This is a genomic window from Nostoc sp. (assembly GCF_036916975.1).
Classification (GTDB): domain Bacteria; phylum Cyanobacteriota; class Cyanobacteriia; order Cyanobacteriales; family Nostocaceae; genus Nostoc.
This window is the reverse complement of record NZ_JBALFF010000032.1, coordinates 60651-78619: the sequence shown is the minus strand read 5'-3', so window position 1 is coordinate 78619 and position 17969 is coordinate 60651. Positions and strand designations below refer to the sequence as shown.

17 protein-coding genes are annotated in these 17969 nt (G+C 40.8%); 8 read left to right on the top strand and 9 right to left on the bottom strand.

Going from position 1 to position 17969, the window contains the following annotated elements; genetic code table 11:
• Positions 1–24: 24 nt before the first annotated feature.
• The gene (locus V7K73_RS06530) at positions 25–456 is read left to right on the top strand and encodes a nucleoside deaminase (protein WP_334878325.1); all 432 of its coding nucleotides are present in this window, start codon (positions 25–27) and stop codon (positions 454–456) included.
• 148 nt (positions 457–604) lie between these two features.
• On the opposite strand, the gene V7K73_RS06525 is transcribed toward V7K73_RS06530, so the two are convergent.
• The 6 genes from V7K73_RS06525 to V7K73_RS06500 all read right to left on the bottom strand — a co-directional run bounded on the left by V7K73_RS06525 (position 605) and on the right by V7K73_RS06500 (position 5779).
• Positions 605–1477 (bottom strand): DUF4388 domain-containing protein, encoded by an 873-nt coding sequence (locus V7K73_RS06525; RefSeq protein ID WP_334878241.1) that lies wholly within the window; start codon positions 1475–1477, stop codon positions 605–607.
• Between the two features lie 260 nt (positions 1478–1737).
• Positions 1738–2277, bottom strand: a complete 540-nt coding sequence (locus V7K73_RS06520) for a GTP-binding protein (RefSeq protein ID WP_334878239.1) — start codon at positions 2275–2277, stop codon at positions 1738–1740.
• Between the two features lie 154 nt (positions 2278–2431).
• Positions 2432–2803: a roadblock/LC7 domain-containing protein gene (locus V7K73_RS06515; protein ID WP_334878237.1), complete on the bottom strand. Its 372-nt coding sequence runs from the start codon at positions 2801–2803 to the stop codon at positions 2432–2434.
• A gap of 99 nt (positions 2804–2902) precedes the next feature.
• Entirely contained in the window at positions 2903–3367 is a 465-nt protein-coding gene (locus tag V7K73_RS06510; RefSeq protein WP_334878235.1) for a hydrocarbon-binding protein, read from the bottom strand.
• A gap of 484 nt (positions 3368–3851) precedes the next feature.
• A complete protein-coding gene (locus V7K73_RS06505; protein WP_334878233.1) occupies positions 3852–4514 on the bottom strand; it encodes a response regulator transcription factor in 663 nt (220 codons plus the stop codon).
• On the bottom strand, positions 4514–5779 hold the full coding sequence (locus V7K73_RS06500) for a sensor histidine kinase (RefSeq protein ID WP_334878231.1): 1266 nt from the start codon (positions 5777–5779) through the stop codon (positions 4514–4516). Before V7K73_RS06500 ends, V7K73_RS06505 begins: the two co-directional genes overlap by 1 nt.
• Before the next feature lie 434 nt (positions 5780–6213).
• On the opposite strand from V7K73_RS06500, the gene V7K73_RS06495 reads away from it, so the two are divergent.
• The 3 genes from V7K73_RS06495 to V7K73_RS06485 all read left to right on the top strand — a co-directional run bounded on the left by V7K73_RS06495 (position 6214) and on the right by V7K73_RS06485 (position 7924).
• Complete coding sequence (locus V7K73_RS06495) at positions 6214–6723, top strand: Spy/CpxP family protein refolding chaperone (RefSeq protein WP_334878229.1); 510 nt, start codon at positions 6214–6216, stop codon at positions 6721–6723.
• A 343-nt stretch (positions 6724–7066) separates the two neighbouring features.
• Complete coding sequence (gene sipA, locus V7K73_RS06490; RefSeq protein WP_334878227.1) at positions 7067–7306, top strand: regulatory protein SipA; 240 nt, start codon at positions 7067–7069, stop codon at positions 7304–7306.
• A 60-nt stretch (positions 7307–7366) separates the two neighbouring features.
• Positions 7367–7924 (top strand): peroxiredoxin, encoded by a 558-nt coding sequence (locus tag V7K73_RS06485; protein WP_334878225.1) that lies wholly within the window; start codon positions 7367–7369, stop codon positions 7922–7924.
• Between the two features lie 137 nt (positions 7925–8061).
• On the opposite strand, the gene modA is transcribed toward V7K73_RS06485, so the two are convergent.
• Positions 8062–8856 carry a molybdate ABC transporter substrate-binding protein gene (gene modA / locus V7K73_RS06480; protein ID WP_334878223.1) on the bottom strand — a complete coding sequence of 265 codons (795 nt, stop codon included), beginning with the start codon at positions 8854–8856 and terminating at the stop codon, positions 8062–8064.
• 416 nt (positions 8857–9272) lie between these two features.
• The gene (locus tag V7K73_RS06475) at positions 9273–10892 is read right to left on the bottom strand and encodes a cyclic peptide export ABC transporter (protein WP_334878221.1); all 1620 of its coding nucleotides are present in this window, start codon (positions 10890–10892) and stop codon (positions 9273–9275) included.
• A 310-nt stretch (positions 10893–11202) separates the two neighbouring features.
• Here V7K73_RS06475 and hpnJ point away from each other — a divergent pair, with 310 nt between their 5' ends.
• Complete coding sequence (hpnJ, locus tag V7K73_RS06470) at positions 11203–12657, top strand: hopanoid biosynthesis associated radical SAM protein HpnJ (protein WP_334878219.1); 1455 nt, start codon at positions 11203–11205, stop codon at positions 12655–12657.
• A 618-nt stretch (positions 12658–13275) separates the two neighbouring features.
• Complete coding sequence (gene hpnK / locus V7K73_RS06465; protein ID WP_334878217.1) at positions 13276–14193, top strand: hopanoid biosynthesis-associated protein HpnK; 918 nt, start codon at positions 13276–13278, stop codon at positions 14191–14193.
• A gap of 72 nt (positions 14194–14265) precedes the next feature.
• Here the strand turns inward: hpnK and V7K73_RS06460 are convergent, their stop codons facing one another.
• Positions 14266–15756, bottom strand: a complete 1491-nt coding sequence (locus tag V7K73_RS06460) for an inorganic phosphate transporter (protein ID WP_334878215.1) — start codon at positions 15754–15756, stop codon at positions 14266–14268.
• A gap of 292 nt (positions 15757–16048) precedes the next feature.
• Between V7K73_RS06460 and V7K73_RS06455 the strand changes: the two genes are divergently transcribed.
• Positions 16049–16486, top strand: coding sequence for a hypothetical protein (locus V7K73_RS06455; RefSeq protein ID WP_334878213.1), 438 nt, complete (start codon positions 16049–16051; stop codon positions 16484–16486).
• Positions 16487–16687: 201 nt separating this feature from the next.
• Positions 16688–17923, top strand: a complete 1236-nt coding sequence (locus V7K73_RS06450; protein WP_334878211.1) for a hypothetical protein — start codon at positions 16688–16690, stop codon at positions 17921–17923.
• Positions 17924–17969: the final 46 nt, after the last annotated feature.

The window sequence follows — 17969 nt, the reverse complement described above, 5'->3', positions numbered from 1 at the left end:
ATCCTTATGTTAACCTCAGCTTATATGAACCCAGAATATTTTATGCGTTTAGCTTTGGCAGAAGCAAAAGAAGGAGATGCGCCTTATGGTGCTGTGATTGTTAAAGATAACGAAGTCGTTGCCGTAGCTCATAATACTGTTAACAGAGACAAAGATCCATCAGCCCATGCGGAAATCAACGTTATTCGTAGTTTAACAGCTAAACTTAAAAATCCTTCTTTAGAAGGTTATAGCATATATACGACTGGCGAACCTTGTCCGATGTGTGCAACTGCTTGTGTTTGGAGTGGTGTAGCAGAAATTGTATATGGTGCTTCAATTCAAGATTTAATTTCGATCAATCAATCACAAATTAATATATCTTGCGAAGAAGTCATTGCTAAATCATTTAGAAATATCAAAGTAACAAAGGATGTTTTAAAAGATGAATGTTTGGAGTTATTTAAATTATCTTAAATATATTAATTTACCAGACATCTACCGAAATGAAATATGGGTTATTAGAACCATTGTATAAACGTATAGACGTAGTACTGCTACGTCTATACATTCTTTTTCAGTTTTATGCCTGAATGCGTGAATGCGTGACTTCTGCCTTGCGGTACTAGCTTTTACCTCGCAGAAAACCTACTAAATTTTTGAGAAAAGATTGACTAACAATTGGCTTTTGGGGAAGCTCCTGTACTGTTTCTACTGAAGCAATTGGGTGAGTGTACTCTTCCAAGGTACACGCCGGGGGAGCAGCAACCATAAAATGTTCTTCTGCCAAACCGACCACTATTAATCGGAAGGCAATTTGCTGCACAGTTTCTGTGGATATTCTCAGCTGATTGGCAATGTTCTCTAGAGAAACCTGACCGTTAACAAATTCCCACACTTGCCATTCCTGAGCATTAAGCGGTATCTGCGGCTGTTTCTTCGCCAAACTTGATAAACCTGAAGTGGAGTCTGGTAGCTTATCTGCTAAAGCTGTCCAGTCTCGTAAGGCTCGCAATCCCAGGAGTATAACCTCAGTCGCTGACATACTTAAACCTGTCATTTCTGCTAAGGGCAAACTTGTTGTCGAATCAAATGTAAACAGAGCATCCTTGAGTTGAAATAAAGCACATACTTGGCGTAATACCTGGGTGTTAAATAGTATTTTCAGTTGTTCCGGTTCTAGCAGTCCTTGGGACTTTAAACATAGCCCCATCGGTGTGTTAACAGAGCAGGCATCAACTTTAATTACTCTAGAGACAACGCGCTCGCTTATCCACCCACGTTGAGCAATCATTGACATCAAACCTTTTTGGTCTAAGCGTTCAGCTGCGGCAATGACGCGACCTTGTTGCAGCCAAATGTAGTAGGCTTTCGTTGTAATATTCTTAGTGTCTCCAATTACAAACCCAATATAAAGTAGTCCTGTCTTTTGTCCTTGCTCTAAAAATTGAAGTAATTCTGGCAAAGAAAAATCGGCAAAATTACCAGTAATAGCCATAATATTCCTTCTTTAATTCGTTGAGTTACGAAAATATACACTAAATTGTTAGCTAACTCTATTTAAATATTTTTGCCAGTATATTTAAATCCGTGTCATTACTATTTGTTTTTATTCTATTTTTGAAAAATTGGTAAATTACTGAATTAAACAAGTTCACAATTGATTTTCAAGATTATTAATTCAAAATATAACTTGATTTATAGCAGTTAAAAACTGAGTAAAAAAATTTTTATGAAATACATAATTTTAAAAACATATTAGGCTGCATAACTTTGCATTAAGTGCTGTACTAGAACAATTACTGCTTCAGCTACAGAGTCTCTTTGGGTTGCGTTTACCTTGACAATGGGGGGTCGGTTACCCTCAGGCGTGAAACCAAGGGCGAGTAATACATCTTCCTCAGACCAAGCTCCAGCGCAATCGGTATGGGTTACACCAATAATCATCGGAATCTGTACCCGTTGGTTCATAAAGGCGAGAATTTGACGTGCTTGGCGGAATTCTCCAGGGCGATGTGCCGCTACTAGCAAGATATAAGCGTGAGCCTTGCGAATCAAAATATCCCACATAAAATCGAAGCGAGATTGGCCAGGTGTTCCATATAGCTGCACCGCCATGCCGGCGCTAAATTGCAGCCGACCAAAGTCAAGGGCGACAGTAGTTCTTGCTTTAAGCAATGCTGTTTCGTCTGTTGCACGGGTATCTGTGTCTACGACATCAATTTCACTTACAGAACGAATAAAGGTGGACTTGCCAGCGCCTACAGTTCCTGTGACAATCAAGCACATATTTTCCATGTTTTATTTAGCCCGTAAATAATTATTAATGACTAGCAAGCTCAAAATTCCAAATTACTTTGATGGCTTTTAAGGGTTAATTTAAAAGCTCCCTGGAAGACTAAGTATTTGTCTACAAGGGAACTTTTGATGTTGAATTTAACCCAACCATTAATTACATCACAATCAGCTTTAGTTCTGCAAGAAGACGCTTGATTTCTAGCATCAGTAATCCTTGTTTAGCAGTCTCACTAGCTAACACGAGTAACACTGCATCTTGGCCGCAGCTAGTCAAAATACCAAAGCCTTTGTTACCTTCAACATAAATCCGGTCAACACTACCTCTAGATAGCTCAATCCCAATACGTTCGCCTAAAGAAAGCATGGAAGCCGACATTGCTGATACCCGTTCGTCGTCCATTCCACCAGGTAAGCTAGCCGCTAAAGGTAGACCGTCGGGAGTAACAAGTGCTGCTCCCTGAACACCAAGCGTACCAGTAACAAAGTTTTGTAAGATATTGCCAAGTTTATCTGTATTAATTGCCATTGAAGTATTTTGTGTTGTTTTAATTTAGCTAAATTTGAGTTTGGGATTGTCTCAAACCCAAATCAAAAATTCATGTTTGATTGACTTATATATCTGTTATTACAAAGGAGTAAACTCAAATACGTCGTGAGTGCCACCCCGAAGCACTGATTCGGTATGTACCCCTCTCAAGCGCTTGTGGGTTACTTGCTCCAAAGCTCCCCAAACCGCACCCATTGTAAATGTACACTTACGCTCTGAATTTGGCGCTTCACCCGCAGAACATACGGTTTCAGTTGTGTAAACTTTAATTACATCGTCTTGAGCAACAATTTTGTCAATTATGCACAACCGCGTGCCTTCTTTACCCAAAGCTTGCCCCAATTTCTGTGCTGCATCCTCTAAAGGAATTGACGCTCCTGACAAACCCAATTCTTCGGCTAGTTTTTTACCCCGTGCGCGACCCGCAGAGGTTAGGGCAATGGCTGTAGCTTTTTCTCCTAATGCTTCTTCCAGCCCTACAATCGCTGCTTTAAAACACTTAACACTATTAAAATCACCTAGTTCTTTTCGGAATTCTGGCATATCTTTTTGTTAGGTAGAGTATCGTAAACAAGCCTTAAATCTTAGTAGCATATCCAACTAACGAAAACCTGTTGCCTAGTCAGCACAAAGAGTCATTAACACAAGGACTAAAGTCCTTACTACAAACTTATTTAGTTTGCATAGTTAACTTAACAGACTACTAGTGCAACTGGTTAGATAGGTTGTTCATCAATCAGTTTCTTTATTACTTTGATTATGCTTAGAGAAATATTGATCCTAAACCGCATGATTACGGATATTTTTACTTTTTACAAATATTGACTCAGTATATTTCGGGAGTTATATTATTGCAATCTCAATATTTGGGAGGAAAATAGTAAAGTTATGATTTAGGGCAAACAAAATAGCTGACTTCATGATAATTACTTCTAGCGGTTCTCGCTTGAGTAGGTACTGAACCACTCCCCCAACACCCTGCAAGCGAGAAGGGAGCTATGATTTACCTCACTCCGATAAAGATTATTTAATTAGGCTCATTTAAATAGGATAAATAGGTATTTGCCCAAATCGCAGCTTGAGTGCGATCGCGCAAGTCTAATCTGTTTAAAATATTTGTAACATGATTTTTTACAGTCCCCTCAGAAATGTAGAGTTGTTGAGCAATTTCTCGGTTACTAGCGCCTGTAGCTATTAACCGCAAAACCTCTTTTTCTCTAGGAGTGAGTTCAGCTAAACTAGACGGTACAGGCGGTGGCTGGGTTGGTGTACCATTAGAAAACTGAGTTAATAGCTTTTTAACTATACCTGGGCCTAATTGAGTATATCCTTTATAAACGGCACGAATAGCAACAGCTAATTCTTCTGAGGGTGTATCTTTCAATAAATAACCCATTGCCCCATTTTGCAAGGCTGCTGATACATATTCATCATCATCAAAAGTCGTCAGTACTAAAATTTTAGTTTTGCCAAAACGTTTTTGAATTTCTCGCGTGGCTGCAACTCCATCCATAATGGGCATTCTGATATCTAGCAATACTACGTCTGGCTGAAATTCAGCAACTAAATTAATTGCCTGTTCACCGTTTTCTGCTTCTCCTACTATCTCTAAATCTGGTTCTAATTCTAATAACGCTCTTAATCCTTGACGAATTAAACCTTGGTCATCTACCAGCAGTACTTTAATCATTATCTCAACCTCGTTAAGGGAATATTAACTGTAATTTTGCAACCAGAACCAGGAGCGCTATTAATATTAAACTCACCTCCAAGTGCTAAAGTGCGATCGCGCATACTATGAAGCCCAAAACCAGTGGTATTTTGCCCTAAATCAAAACCTCTACCATTATCTTGAATTATCAATCGCAAATTGCCTCTAGTGGTAGCGAGTTCTAATTTAACCTCTGTGGCAAGCGCATATTTAGATATATTTGTCAATGATTCTTGAGTAATTCGGTAAATAGCAGTGTTTATTTCAGGTGGTAGAGGATATTGCAGGTTGATTTGATAAATTGGTAAAATGCCATTGGAGCGATGAAAGTTTTCTGAAAGACTTGCGATCGCCCGTTCTAAAGATTGTTCTTGTAAGGGATTTAAACGCATAGTAGAAACAGATTGGCGGACATCTTTTAGGGCTTTAGAACCTAATTCTTTTGCTGTTGCTAAAAACGTTTCAGCCTTACCTGGGTTAGATTGCCATAGTTTTAAAGCGGTTTCTAATTGTAGATTTAAAGCAGTTAGAGAATGTCCTAATGAATCATGAATTTCTCGAGCAATGCGGTTGCGTTCTTCTAAGGTAGCTTGATTTTCAATTTGCATGGCATATTGGCGCAATTTTTCATTAGCGATCGCTAGCTTTTCTCGACTTTGCCGTTCAGACAATACTGCATTCATCATCAACAACACAAAAACCAAACTTAAGCCAAATACCAGCGACGAATTCAAAATCAAAAATCGATATCGCTCTTGTGCCTGTGGCGATGCTTGAAAATTGAATAACTGATATTTTAGTTGTGTAGTAACTAAAAATAACGAAAATGACAAACTTGTAACGAACAAACGCCCATTTAAATTAAAAACCAGACAACTACGAGTCACTAAAATTATGTAGAGAAAGGGGAACAGCCGAGAAAATCTCTCTCCAAAAAGCCCAATTATTAAAATCAATAAAATTTCAATGCCTGTATAGATTACCTTAGTTGTCGGATTATTCCTGGGTAATCTTAAGCCCATTACCGCAAAAATAATTAGACTATAAATTGATAGTTCTGGCAATATGCTACAAACTGACAAGTCTGGAAATGCACCACAAATTGATAGTTCTGGAGGTTTAGGGTGAAAATGCCCTAACGGAGGTGGTATAACGGCTGTCAATGCGGTGATCGCCAGTAATGTCCACTCCAGATAAAGTAGAGACGGAAAAGGATGTTTCTTAATTTCAATTGGACGACTCATTAGCAGCTTTGCTCTAGTTTTGAATGAGTAAGGAGTTAGGAGTTTGGAGTTAGGAGTTTGGAGTTATGAGTTTGGAGTTTCGGATATTTTAGCGATAGTTTCCGCAATTTAAAATTTTCGCTAAGTGAAGATTTAAGAGTAAAATTATGGTGCAAAAACGTTATGTAATAAGCTAAACAAACATTTAAAAATTAATCAAAATAAAAAATTTCATTATTCCTAACTCCTAACTCCTAACTCCTAACTCCTAACTTATAACTCCTAACTCCTAACTCCTAACTCCTAACCTCTAACTATTTATTGTCAATCATATTTGTCAAAATTCAATCATGACTAAAGTCATGGGTAAAACCATGACTTTCTCCTCATGTGATTATTAAAGAGAAATTCTTATGATAGTGGCATCCAACCAGGAAAAACCCACCAGATAAGTAATGAAACTCAAAGCATTATCATTAGTCGCTGGAGCGTTCGCTCTAACTTTAAGTGCAACTTCCTTTGCTGTTAATGCCCAAACAGCCTCTCCTTCACCCGTGTTACTTGCACAAACTCCACAGAAAGAAAGAGGCCCTTGGAAAGAATTGGGTCTAACAGATGCCCAACAAACCCAAATTCAGGCAATTCACCGCGATAGCCGCACCAAAATGGAGGCTGTTTTGACCCCAGAACAAAAGACCAAGTTAGAGGCGGCGAAACAAGCACATCGGGCTGAGTGGCAAGCGCGTAAGGCTCAAGGGCAAACAGGTCAAAATCAACGACAACCAGGACAGCATCATGGTCGCCCGAAAGGTGATTTTGCTGACTTAAATCTGAGTGAGATACAGAAAAACGAAATAAAACAAATTCGGGAGTCTGAAAAACAACAGATTCAAGCAGTCTTGACCCCTGAACAGCGCCAAAAATTAGAGCAATTCCGTCAAAATGCTCCTTCGCGGCCTCAATAAGGTAATAATTTTTCAAAAAATAGCTAACTTGACTAATGTCTAAACATTGTTTTCCATAGTCAAAAATTAATAGACTTCTTGCAGAAGATGCGGAAAGGGGATGAAATTTTTCCCCTTTCCCTTTCCCTATTTATCCCCATGCCCCATTTATATCGTGTTCGGTTAAAGACTTATCATTAAAGACTGCAAGGGGGCAGTTCTTGCTGTTCTTGATGGGGGAAAGAGGGTTTTGCAATTTTTGCACAGATGTGGTAACTGTAACTAATTAGCCGGACATGATATTAGTAGACTTTCAAGCTAGTTATGAGTTATGAGTTAATTCAAAACTGTTAGCTTGATTAAGATGTCTAAAGAATTTGCAATTGGTAGTAAAGTCCGGGTTGTGGCACTACCGCCCTACGTCAAAACTGCTGAACCCATGCCCATGCTGCGCCCGCCCGATGTAATTCACATTGGCGAAGAGGGTATAGTCATTGACCGCAGACCTGGTGGATATTGGGGTATTCGCTTTACTAGGGGAGCCTTTCTCTTAGATAGCCAATACATCGAAAGCACAGATACCCCACCCGAATCTCATTTATAGTGAGATTTGCAGCAACCAAGAATTGTAAACTTGTGTAAAGTTGTAATTCTGGTTTTCACCATGATTTCCCGCCGCACTTTTTTAAGCATATTATTTGCCAGCTGTATTTCTCTCATCAGCTGGCTGAATTTTACCCCTGCTGCTGATGCTCTTGGTGGTAAACTTCCTGCAATTAATCAACCCGCACCAGAGTTTAGTTTGCCAACCAATACAGGTAATGGCAAGATTTCCCTCTCTGACTTGCGCGGTAAGTGGCTAGTCCTCTACTTTTATCCCAAAGACTTTACCTCTGGTTGTACTATAGAAGCTCGCCGTTTTCAGCAAGATTTACCCCAATACCTCGAAAAAAATGCCCAGATTATTGGCGTAAGTGCTGATGATATTGATTCTCACGCGGAATTTTGTGATTCAGAGGGACTAAAATTTCCTCTGTTGGCGGATACTGATGGTTCAGTGAGTAAAGCTTACGGTTCGTGGCTTGGCTTCTTATCGATGCGTCACAGTTTTATCATCGATCCTCAGGGCGTTTTGCGCGAGACTTTTGTTAAAGTCAATCCAAACATTCATAGTTCAGAAGTGCTGGCACAATTAAAAAGGTTACAGTCTACAGCTTCTTAAACCTCAGTCAAGAGGCAGGGGGCAGGGGGCAGGGGGAAAGACTTGTTGCAAGTTCTCACCTCTTGTTACCTTGTCACCTTGTCTTTGCTGCCCCCTTGCCTACAAGTTGCTCAAGCCCTTGTTATTTGCATTCATCTTTATGGAACAATAAAGCCATATTTTCTGAGTACAGTCTTAGCTTGACTGCCAGATAAAAACTGAACAAATTGTTTGGCAGCAGAAATATTTTTACTGCCTTTAATTACTGCCACTGGATAGACAATTGGTGAGTGAAGCTTTTCGTTAGCAGTGACTACGACTTTTACCTTGTTGGAAGTTTTGGCATCAGTGGCATAAACTATTCCCGCTTGGGCATTACCACTTTCTACTGCTGCCAAAACTTGACGCACATTGTTACCAAAGACAAATTTTGATTTAAGCTGATCGTAAAGTTTCAAATTCTTTAAAACTTCCTCTCCATATTGCCCTGCGGGTACACTCCTGGGTTCACCGATCGCAATTTTCTTAATCTTGCTATCTGTTAAATTGGCGAAACTTGTGATACCTACAACATCCTGGGCTACAATCAAGACTAGACTGTTATTTGCTAGATTAGTACGGCTACCTGATAGCAACAGTCCTTTTTGTTCTAAGGCATCGACTTGCTTTTTGCCAGCAGATATAAAGATATCCGCAGGCGCACCTTGCTCAATTTGTTGCTGCAAGGCACCAGAAGCGCCAAAGTTATAATTAATGTTTATATTTGATTTACTTTGTTGGTACAAAGGTTTAATTTCTTCTAAGGCATCCTTTAAGCTGGAAGCTGCGGACACGGTTATGTTGGTGCTTGATTGTGCTATTACAGGAGAAGGAGTAACCAATGGTAAACCAATTGCCAGGAGCAAGCCTGCAACTGCTATACCCAGAAAGCCAAAAATTTGTCTTCTTTTCATAGAAAGGGTGCAATATAGGTTTTTTGCGAAAATTGATGCTAGGTAAAATCGTACCAGCAATACCAATATTTAACCAACTTTATGGGTAAACCTAAAAAAGAATAAGGGTTATTCCATCAGTTTTTTGGAAGTCCCTTAATTTGGCGATCGCACACTATTCATTCTCGAAAAACAATTAAAAGTGGTCTAATTCTCTCTTTTTTAAGGCTACAGTGTACACACAAGTCGAAACCTCACCCTGATCCTATCGGACATCCCTCTCCTTAGTAAGGAGAGGGACAGGAGGTAAGGAGAGGGACAGGTTTTGAGCTTTCTTGAGGTATCTTAGGGGCTATGAGACTTAACCAGAAATTGCGTTACCAAAGACTTGTGTGTACACCGTAGCCTTTTTAAAGAGGGTTAGGGACAATCAAGACTTAATTTTTGTCGTACTCTATTTGTCCATAGTCAAGTTTGATAATTCGGTTTGCTAAATGAAAATAGCGATCGTCGTGGCTAATTACCAGCACTGTTTTGCCCCGCGATCGCAATTCTGGTAGTAGCTGAGTGTAAAATATTTCTTTGAATACTGGATCTTGATCGGCTGCCCACTCATCAAATAGATAAATTGGTCGATCTTCTAAGTAAGCTGTGAGTAAAGCTAATCGTTTACGTTGTCCTTGAGAAAGTGCTGTGGTGGAAAGTTGCCCATTTTCAACTTTAACTTTATGGTCTAGTTGTAGTTGTTTTAAATATTTTGTAGCTTGACTATCCAAGTCATAATTTTTTAATCCTAAAAGTTCTTCAAATAAATAAAAGTCGGAGAATACCACAGAAAAATGCTGGCGATACCATTCTCGGTTATCTTCGCTAATTAACTCGTCATCAAACCAAATTTTGCCGTTATCAGGAATGTAAAGTCCAGTAATTAGTTTAGCTAATGTAGATTTACCGCTACCATTACCGCCGACAATGAAGACTAATTCTTGAGGATACAATGTTAGGTCGATGGGGCCAAAGATAAAGCTATTGTCTTCTTGTTCTGTGTAGTAAGTATGGGTAATGTTTTCCAATTTTAAGGTGTGCCACTCAGATTTAATAGCAGGTGGAACGGTGGATATTTCAGTTCGACTAGCTAGAGATAAACCCAGTGATTCTATTTTTTGTAGCGCAATAGTGGCTTTACTTAATAAGGGAAGTTTGCTAATGATATTATCCATTGGTAACACCAAGTAAGTGAAGGTCAAAATGTAGCCAGACAGAGTTTCGGGATTGATGGTAAGTATATTAGGTAGGGCGAATAGTACAAAACCAAGGGCAAAAAAGAATACAAGTTGGCCCCAACTTGTAGTTATGGCAAAAAGGATTAAACCATTAACATTGTGATGACGAAACTCGTTAGCAGTGGATTGCAGTTTTTCTTCTAAAAAGTCTTCCCGCCGCCTGTAGTTGAGTTTGAGTTCCTTGACTCCTTCGCTAATGGTGCGAAAATGTTTAAATAGATGATCTTCATCTTCACGAGCTAGGGCTAGCAATTGCCCACCTTTATTTAATAACCATTGGCAACTAGCGATCGCTACTACTGAAATTCCACAAACCATCAGCAGTACTAACCAAGAAAGCCAAGTTATATACGCTATGCAACCCAGGACGATCGCTAAATTAATAAAAATGAAGGGCATCTGATAAACAGCATTAGCAACCGCCTGAATATCTTCTGTTAAAGTTGCCAATAATCGAGGATTCCCTAAGCGTTCCAAATGGCTTAACTCCGAAGCGAGAATCTGGCGACTTAAACGCATCCGTAATTGCAAGACTGCATTCTGAGAAAGATGAATCAGCATCACTTGAGAAATGATGCTGGTAATGAGTGCAACTATAGCCAGCCCCGCAAAACCCCAAATTATCGATGTGAGACGGGAAGCACTACCGCTACTTGCAGCATGGCTAATTAAGGCAATCAAACCAGCACTACTACCGCCACTCAAGAATCCGGTAGCGATCGCCATCGCTACCATCCCCCACGAAGAACGCAAAAGAAAATAAATCAAATTCATGATAAATGCCTATGCCCCATGCCCTATGCCCTATTTTCAAGATAGTTGTTTGCAAACCAATTGATGTGGCGCTTTTAGGGTAAATTTTCTATCTTACAGTTCTTGACAGACCAGTAGCTTATTTGTGAAAATCTCTATTTGCACACTCTCTGTGTCTCTCTTGCCTCTGCGGTTCGATTAAAAATATTTTTCGTTAAAAAAAGAGAAATAAAAAATTTAATCAATGATTTAGAAGTGCGATCGCATCTGTTGCCCTTTAGGTCTTATCCTAAAAAAGTATTAGTTAAAACCTCCAAAAAAAAATCTACCTGTGAAAAAAACTTTGTTTCTCAGCCCTCCTTCCTTCGATGGGTTTGATGGCGGTGCAGGTTCGAGATACCAAGCCAAGCGCGAAATTACTTCCTTCTGGTATCCTACATGGCTAGCGCAACCCGCAGCCCTTGTGCCTGGTAGCAGGCTTGTGGATGCAGCCCCACACGAGCAAACAGTAGAAGATGTAATCGAAATTGCTCAAGATTACGAACTAATTATTATGCACACCAGCACGCCTTCGCTGCCTAATGATGTGAAGTGTGCCGAGACAATCAAAGCTCAAAACCCGAATGTCCAGATTGGTTTAATTGGAGCGCACGTAGCAATCTTACCAGAGCAGACGCTAGCTGAAAATCCAATCATTGACTTTGTGTGTCGTCACGAATTCGACTATACCTGCAAAGAGCTAGCTTTATCTAAATCTTGGGAAGAAATCACAGGTTTAAGCTACCGCGATCGCCAGGGTAATATCCATCATAATCAAGACCGCCCCTTGATTCACGATTGGGATTCTATGCCCAGCGTATTGCCGATTTATCACCGTGATTTGGATATCAGTAAATACTTTATCGGCTACTTGCTGCATCCATACATTTCCTTTTACACTGGGCGAGGCTGTCCAGCAAAATGTACCTTCTGCCTTTGGCCGCAAACAATTGGTGGACACTTATACCGCACAAAAAGCCCAGCAGCAGTTGGGCGCGAGATGGAAGAAGCTAAAGCGATTTTCGGTGACAAGGTGCGAGAATATATGTTTGATGACGACACCTTCACTATTGACAAACATCGAGCGATCGCAATTAGCGAACACATGCAACGACTCAAACTAACTTGGAGTTGCAACGCCCGGGCCAATCTAGACTATGACACGCTCAAACAACTACGCGATAATGGCTTACGCCTATTATTAGTAGGATTTGAATCTGGCAATCAGCAAATTCTAGATGGGATTAAAAAAGGAATCAAGCTGGAAGTAGCGCGGAAGTTTATGGAAAATTGCCATAAACTTGGCATTACCGTACACGGCACATTTATCATTGGTTTACCCGACGAAACCCAAAAAACAATCGAAGAAACAGTCCGCTTTGCTTGCGATATTAGTCCCCATACAATTCAGGTTTCCATCGCAGCCCCCTATCCCGGAACAGAACTTTATCGTCAAGCACAAGAAAATAATTGGTTTAGCAACAATTCTTTAGTTGCTAGTTCAGGAATTCAAATGTCTACACTGCAATATCCAAATCTCTCCAGTGCTGAGATTGAGGATGCAGTTGAGAAAATGTATCGTAAGTTTTATTTCCGTCCGAGAGCGATTATCCCAATTGTTGGTGAAATGCTCACCGATCCCCAAATGTTAGTACGCCGTCTGCGTGAAGGGCGGGAATTTTTCTCTTATTTGAAAGATCGTCGCACCCAAGCAACTGCTAAAGCCCAATCAGTAGTTGTTAATTAGTATTTGGTTGTTCATTTTGGAGCAATTGACATAAACCATATCTATCTTGAAACCTATAGTTCTTCAATGATGAAAAGGATTTGCCCTCATCCCCCAAACCCGAATCCCAAATCTGGAATTCGGGGAGCCAGAATTTCAAACTCCCTCTCCCAAATTTGGGAGAGGGATTTAGGGAGAGGGTGAAAACTACGGTTCTCAATTAGATAAGGTTTAATAAGCAAAAACACATCTAATTTGCATATAAAATTTTTTCAATACCTTGTGGGGTGGGCAACATGAGCGCCCTGATTATGCAATTTGACCGCCAATTAGCTTAGAATTTTAGATTTTGGATCGTGATAAGCTAAACCACATCTAGTTTGCATATTCAAAATTAATATAACTATTGTGGGGTGGGCAACATGAGCGCCCTAATTATGCAAGTTAAGGGACTTCCAAGAAATAAATTATCCCAATTAACGAACCACAGAGACGCAGAGAACGCAGAGAGGAGAAATAGAGAAGATTTTTGCATCAGTTTTGGGATATTTTTTTATTTGGAAGTCCCTAAATGTGGAACAGCTTATCGTCAATCTCACTCAATAGCTCAATTATCGGAACCTTAAAAATACAAAACTTATGCAAGCACAGCGATTCGCCATCATCAATGGTGATGACTTTGGTTTCTCTGAAGCAGTTAATCAAGCAATTATCAAAGCACACAAACAAGGAGTGCTAACTAGTACCAGTCTGATGGTGAGCGCTGATGCTGCAAAAGAGGCTGTCACTTTGGCAAACGCCCACCCAAATTTGGCTGTTGGTCTACATCTTGTGTTGATATGTGGTCGTTCTGTGCTACCGCCAGAGCAAATTCCCCATTTAGTTGACAAACAAGGTAACTTTTCCAACAGTCCATTTTTTGCTGGATTGCGCTACCAATTTGTTAAGGAAACCCATCAAGAACTGCGTCAAGAAATTCGCGCTCAGTTGGAAAAATATCGTTCAACTGGTTTGTCTCTTTCTCACGTTGATGGACATTTGCATTTGCATATACATCCGGTAGTCTTGCGTATTTTAGTTGACTTGGCACCAGAGTTTGATATTAAAGTAATTCGTCTTCCCAGTGAAGAACTAAGGATGACTTTGAGAGTTAATCGCAGTCATCTACTGACAAAGCTAGTTTGGTCAGGAGTATTTGGTAGACTACGCAGCTATGGTGAAAAGTTGCTAGACTCCCAAGGTATTAACTTTACCGAAAGAGTTTACGGGTTATTGCAAACTGGAGGTATGACAGAGGAATATTTACTTGGGTTGATACCCCAAATCCAGGCAAACTTAGTGGAGATTTACTCTCATCCAGCGATGCCGAAGGCGGGCAACTCTTGGAGAGGCTACGCGAACGCCAACGCAATTCATGACGATCCTTTAAAAGGAGAACTAGCGACAGGTGAAGCAGAACTTGCTGCCTTGTTAAGTGGTAAGGTACGCGAAGCGCTCCTTAGTAACGGCTTTGAAATTACCAATCACCATTTTCTATCCCAACGTACCCTGCCCTGACAATTGAAGTGCGATCGCCCTTTGCTCAAATCATTATGTCAATAGGGTTTGAGATGCGCTTACGGGGGTGTATCACACGCCGAAGCCCGAATGCAGGACGAGATAAAAAGCCGCAGAGAAGATCGCAGCACCAAGCAGCGTGCAAGCTGGCAGCGTCAGCACCCACGCGAGTATGATGTTGCGGATCGTATTCGCTTGTAGACCAGAACCATTGACCGCCATTGTGCCTGCCACACCAGACGACAATACGTGTGTGGTACTAACTGGTAGCCCAAACCGATCAAGAGTACCAATTGTTACGGCTGCCACTATCTCAGCAGCAGCGCCCTGACCATAGGAAAGGTGCTGTTTACCAATCTTTTCACCTACTGTTACAACGACACGTTTCCAACCAACCATTGTGCCAATACCTAGTGCGAGGGCGACGGCTGTTTTCACAAAATTGGGAATGAACTTGGTCTGTCCATCTAACAGTTTCTGGTAGTTTACAAGCGCCTGCTTTTCTTGAGGATCAGTCAACTGGTTCTGCTTATTCAGCTTTCCAATTGCTGATGAGATAAAATACATATTGCTGCGTAGTACGCGGCGATCGTTACTAGCAAAAGCTTTGAAACTCGTCTTTCCAGAGAGGCTATTTGCCATCTCCTGACTCTTGTTAGATACTGCTGCAAAGGTTTTGTCGCTAGCTTTGCCTTGCTCCCCAAGGAAGTTTGTCAACTCATTGGTTGCATCTTGATTACTTAGGGAAATTCTGGGCGCGTGGTGTTCGATGACTGGCATCACAGAGCTTGATGCAGCAGCTAACTGAGCGATGTCCGCGGCATTGGTATTCAAGTTTAGGGAAAATATACCTGGTAGGATGCCGACCAAGATCAGCACGAGAAGACCCATTCCTTTTTGCCCGTCATTTGAACCATGAGCAAAGCTGACGCTAGTACAGGTCAGGATTAATAAACCTCTGATCCAAGGTGGCGGTGCTTTCTTTTGATCTGCTGGCTCGTACAACTGTGGCTTTTTGAGTAGCGCCTTGGCTACTAATAGTAGCAATCCTGCGGCGCAGAATCCGATAATTGGCGAAATCAGCAGAGAGATGAAAACTTGCTTGACTTGCTCCCAGTTAATGCCCTGGCTTAAACTATGGCCTGACGAGATTACTGAATGCGCTAAACCAACTCCCATAATCGCACCGACCAAGGCGTGGGTACTCGAATTTGGTAATCCCAAAAACCAGGTTCCGAAGTTCCAAATGATCGCTGAAATCAGAAGAGAAAAGACCATCGCGTAGCTAGGCCCCGAACCAACATTAATTACCAACTCAACTGGCAGCAACGCCACAATGCCAAAAGCGACTGTCCCTGCTGAGAGCATCACCCCAATCAGGTTCCAAACCCCCGACCAGACGACAGCATAGGATGGTTTTAACGAGTGAGTGTAGATGACTGTAGCAACTGCGTTAGCCGTATCGTGAAAACCGTTGATCGCTTCAAAAAAAAGCGCCAGTCCCACCGCCAACACTAGAAAGAAAACAGTACCTACTGTTATGGACTCTCCAAACAACTCCATATAATATTATCCATGTTGGGCAATATGTAACATTCATTAATACTGCTCAACACAGTTTTATAATTTAAGTCAACATTAAGATGAGGTTAAACTTTGTGCAAGCTAGCTACAATCGCTTGCACCAAAGATGCTGCCCGATCCGGCTATAACTGCTACTGAAACATTTCCAACCGGCTATACTTTGCTTTAGAAGATTTGTAAATTTGATCTTATGTATACTTTTGAAAGCCTTGCTTTATGATTGACTGAAAAGTGTCTAGTAAAATTTTTCAACTCTGAAAAGTAGTGTATTATGAGCAAATTTACCAAAGCAACAACTTCTCTAAATCATCATCGTTTCAAGCATTCTTTGGGCGCACCACTAATTCGAGTAGTTGGGAAGATTGAAAAATTGTTTCCGGCTCCAGAAAATCATCATGGTGCGAATCATCAGCATTTAATTTTAAGCAATATTCAGGTAGAGCATACTGAGGGATTTCCAGAAGGACTGGAAGTGAGCAATGAAATTTTTGTGGCTATTCGCTTCGGCGATAATGAAGGGTTAGTAGATCCTGTACCATTTATCGCAGGAGAACTAACGCGGATGCAGGGTGAATATATAGATGCTGCTCAAGCTTATGCCACGGAGGATAATCCCGGTTTATCGGTGCTGCATTTTACTCATCATCCAGTGGGATTCGTAGAATTTCCCATTCGTAGTTCCGATTCACATGGGCCAATTTACACCTAAATATAGTTGCAGTTGCGTCTAGAAAGTAAATTTTCTAGACGCAACTGCAATAGAGGATTAATCTTTTGTAACTAAAGGCTGATAATCTGCATGAAATCATCTCATCTTCTATTATTAATAAGTTTATGCTTGAGCTTATTATTGTTAATCACACCTCTACGAGCAGAGGAGGGACAAGGCAAACCCAAAGGATATGCTCTTATGAGCAATAACACCAACCAACAGGTATTGGGAGCGGGTAATACTGAAGCGATTAGGCTTGCTGAAAAATCGCCATTGGTGCAATCAGCGAAAAATTTTTTGGTAAACCAGACAGAGAAAATAAAAGATGTCAAACTGAGAAAAGCCACACTTGATGCAATTGATAATCCCAAAACCTGTATCATGCATAGATATGGGTTAAGCGATCGCAAAAAGCAAGAGATTGTACAGCAATTGCTGAAAGTCGGCTTGGTAGATGCTGCCGACGATATGACCTTTCCAGGTGGACTAATAGCTGGAATTTTCCCACCAGTTAGCAATGATGGTAGTGTCTGCCCCCAACTTCCCCAGTCTTTTTTCTCTGCACCTGGAAGTGGAAATAACAGTCACCATGCTTATCCCGGAGGACTACCAATACATGAAGCATTTAATAATATTAGTAATTTGAGCTTTGCAAGTAACTATCGGCTAATATATGGCCAAAAAAACAGTAATGGTTTACCAATTGTCAATCCAGATAGTGAAAATAAAGTAGATTCAGATATTTATATCAGTAACGACCTATTAATTGCAGCACCGATTTGGCATGACTGGGCTAAGTCAATCGTCTTTCAGTGGAACGCTTCAGGGACTGAGTTCGAGGAATTAAACTTCGGTGGAAATGGTAAAACAGACAATTATGGTGCGTCGGGCGATTCTAAAACTGGTAGTCATCACATCATCAGTTTGGCAGAAGCGATGAAGCGAAAGTTATCCCCTGAGTTTGTGATTACTCAAGCTTCCGCCCACTCGGCTCCGACTCTCGGTAACGAGTACAAGGTAGTTAACTGGTTACGTACTGCTGCGATTATGGCTGAAATTGACCCCGTAGCCCAAGGATATTTATTTATATCAAAGCAAAACAATCTGCGTCTGCCGAGGGTACGTCAACTTGGCAACTTCTCTCCACAAGCAAATTCATCACAAACTAACTTACTGGCCGAGTATGCCTTCCATAACCTGTCAGATGCAGATTTTGTTTTATCAATTCCGGCTGTTGCTATTGTTCAAGAACAATTGAGAGCGATCGCTCCTCAGTTCGGCTACAATCCTATGGATACAAAATACATATTACAATTTCGCAATCCTGTGCTAAGTTACTTGTCTGCCGAACGGTTGCTAATTATTTATGGCAATCATGGAATTGATGGTGTGATTACAGAAATCAGCAAGCTCAGTCAGAAAAAGATTATCTAGCTCGACTAAAATTTGCGAGTTCTGGCATAAAGTAATCAGGGTAAAC

Bases quoted from the DNA above. Each gene is read 5' to 3' on its own strand.
- V7K73_RS06530 (WP_334878325.1), top strand. From the start codon at position 25: ATGAACCCAGAATATTTTATGCGTTTAGCTTTGGCAGAAGCAAAAGAA.
- V7K73_RS06525 (WP_334878241.1), bottom strand. From the start codon at position 1,477: ATGGCTATTACTGGTAATTTTGCCGATTTTTCTTTGCCAGAATTACTT.
- V7K73_RS06520 (WP_334878239.1), bottom strand. From the start codon at position 2,277: ATGGAAAATATGTGCTTGATTGTCACAGGAACTGTAGGCGCTGGCAAG.
- V7K73_RS06515 (WP_334878237.1), bottom strand. From the start codon at position 2,803: ATGGCAATTAATACAGATAAACTTGGCAATATCTTACAAAACTTTGTT.
- V7K73_RS06510 (WP_334878235.1), bottom strand. From the start codon at position 3,367: ATGCCAGAATTCCGAAAAGAACTAGGTGATTTTAATAGTGTTAAGTGT.
- V7K73_RS06505 (WP_334878233.1), bottom strand. From the start codon at position 4,514: ATGATTAAAGTACTGCTGGTAGATGACCAAGGTTTAATTCGTCAAGGA.
- V7K73_RS06500 (WP_334878231.1), bottom strand. From the start codon at position 5,779: ATGAGTCGTCCAATTGAAATTAAGAAACATCCTTTTCCGTCTCTACTT.
- V7K73_RS06495 (WP_334878229.1), top strand. From the start codon at position 6,214: ATGAAACTCAAAGCATTATCATTAGTCGCTGGAGCGTTCGCTCTAACT.
- sipA (WP_334878227.1), top strand. From the start codon at position 7,067: ATGTCTAAAGAATTTGCAATTGGTAGTAAAGTCCGGGTTGTGGCACTA.
- V7K73_RS06485 (WP_334878225.1), top strand. From the start codon at position 7,367: ATGATTTCCCGCCGCACTTTTTTAAGCATATTATTTGCCAGCTGTATT.
- modA (WP_334878223.1), bottom strand. From the start codon at position 8,856: ATGAAAAGAAGACAAATTTTTGGCTTTCTGGGTATAGCAGTTGCAGGC.
- V7K73_RS06475 (WP_334878221.1), bottom strand. From the start codon at position 10,892: ATGAATTTGATTTATTTTCTTTTGCGTTCTTCGTGGGGGATGGTAGCG.
- hpnK (WP_334878217.1), top strand. From the start codon at position 13,276: ATGCAAGCACAGCGATTCGCCATCATCAATGGTGATGACTTTGGTTTC.
- V7K73_RS06460 (WP_334878215.1), bottom strand. From the start codon at position 15,756: ATGGAGTTGTTTGGAGAGTCCATAACAGTAGGTACTGTTTTCTTTCTA.
- V7K73_RS06455 (WP_334878213.1), top strand. From the start codon at position 16,049: ATGAGCAAATTTACCAAAGCAACAACTTCTCTAAATCATCATCGTTTC.
- V7K73_RS06450 (WP_334878211.1), top strand. From the start codon at position 16,688: ATGAGCAATAACACCAACCAACAGGTATTGGGAGCGGGTAATACTGAA.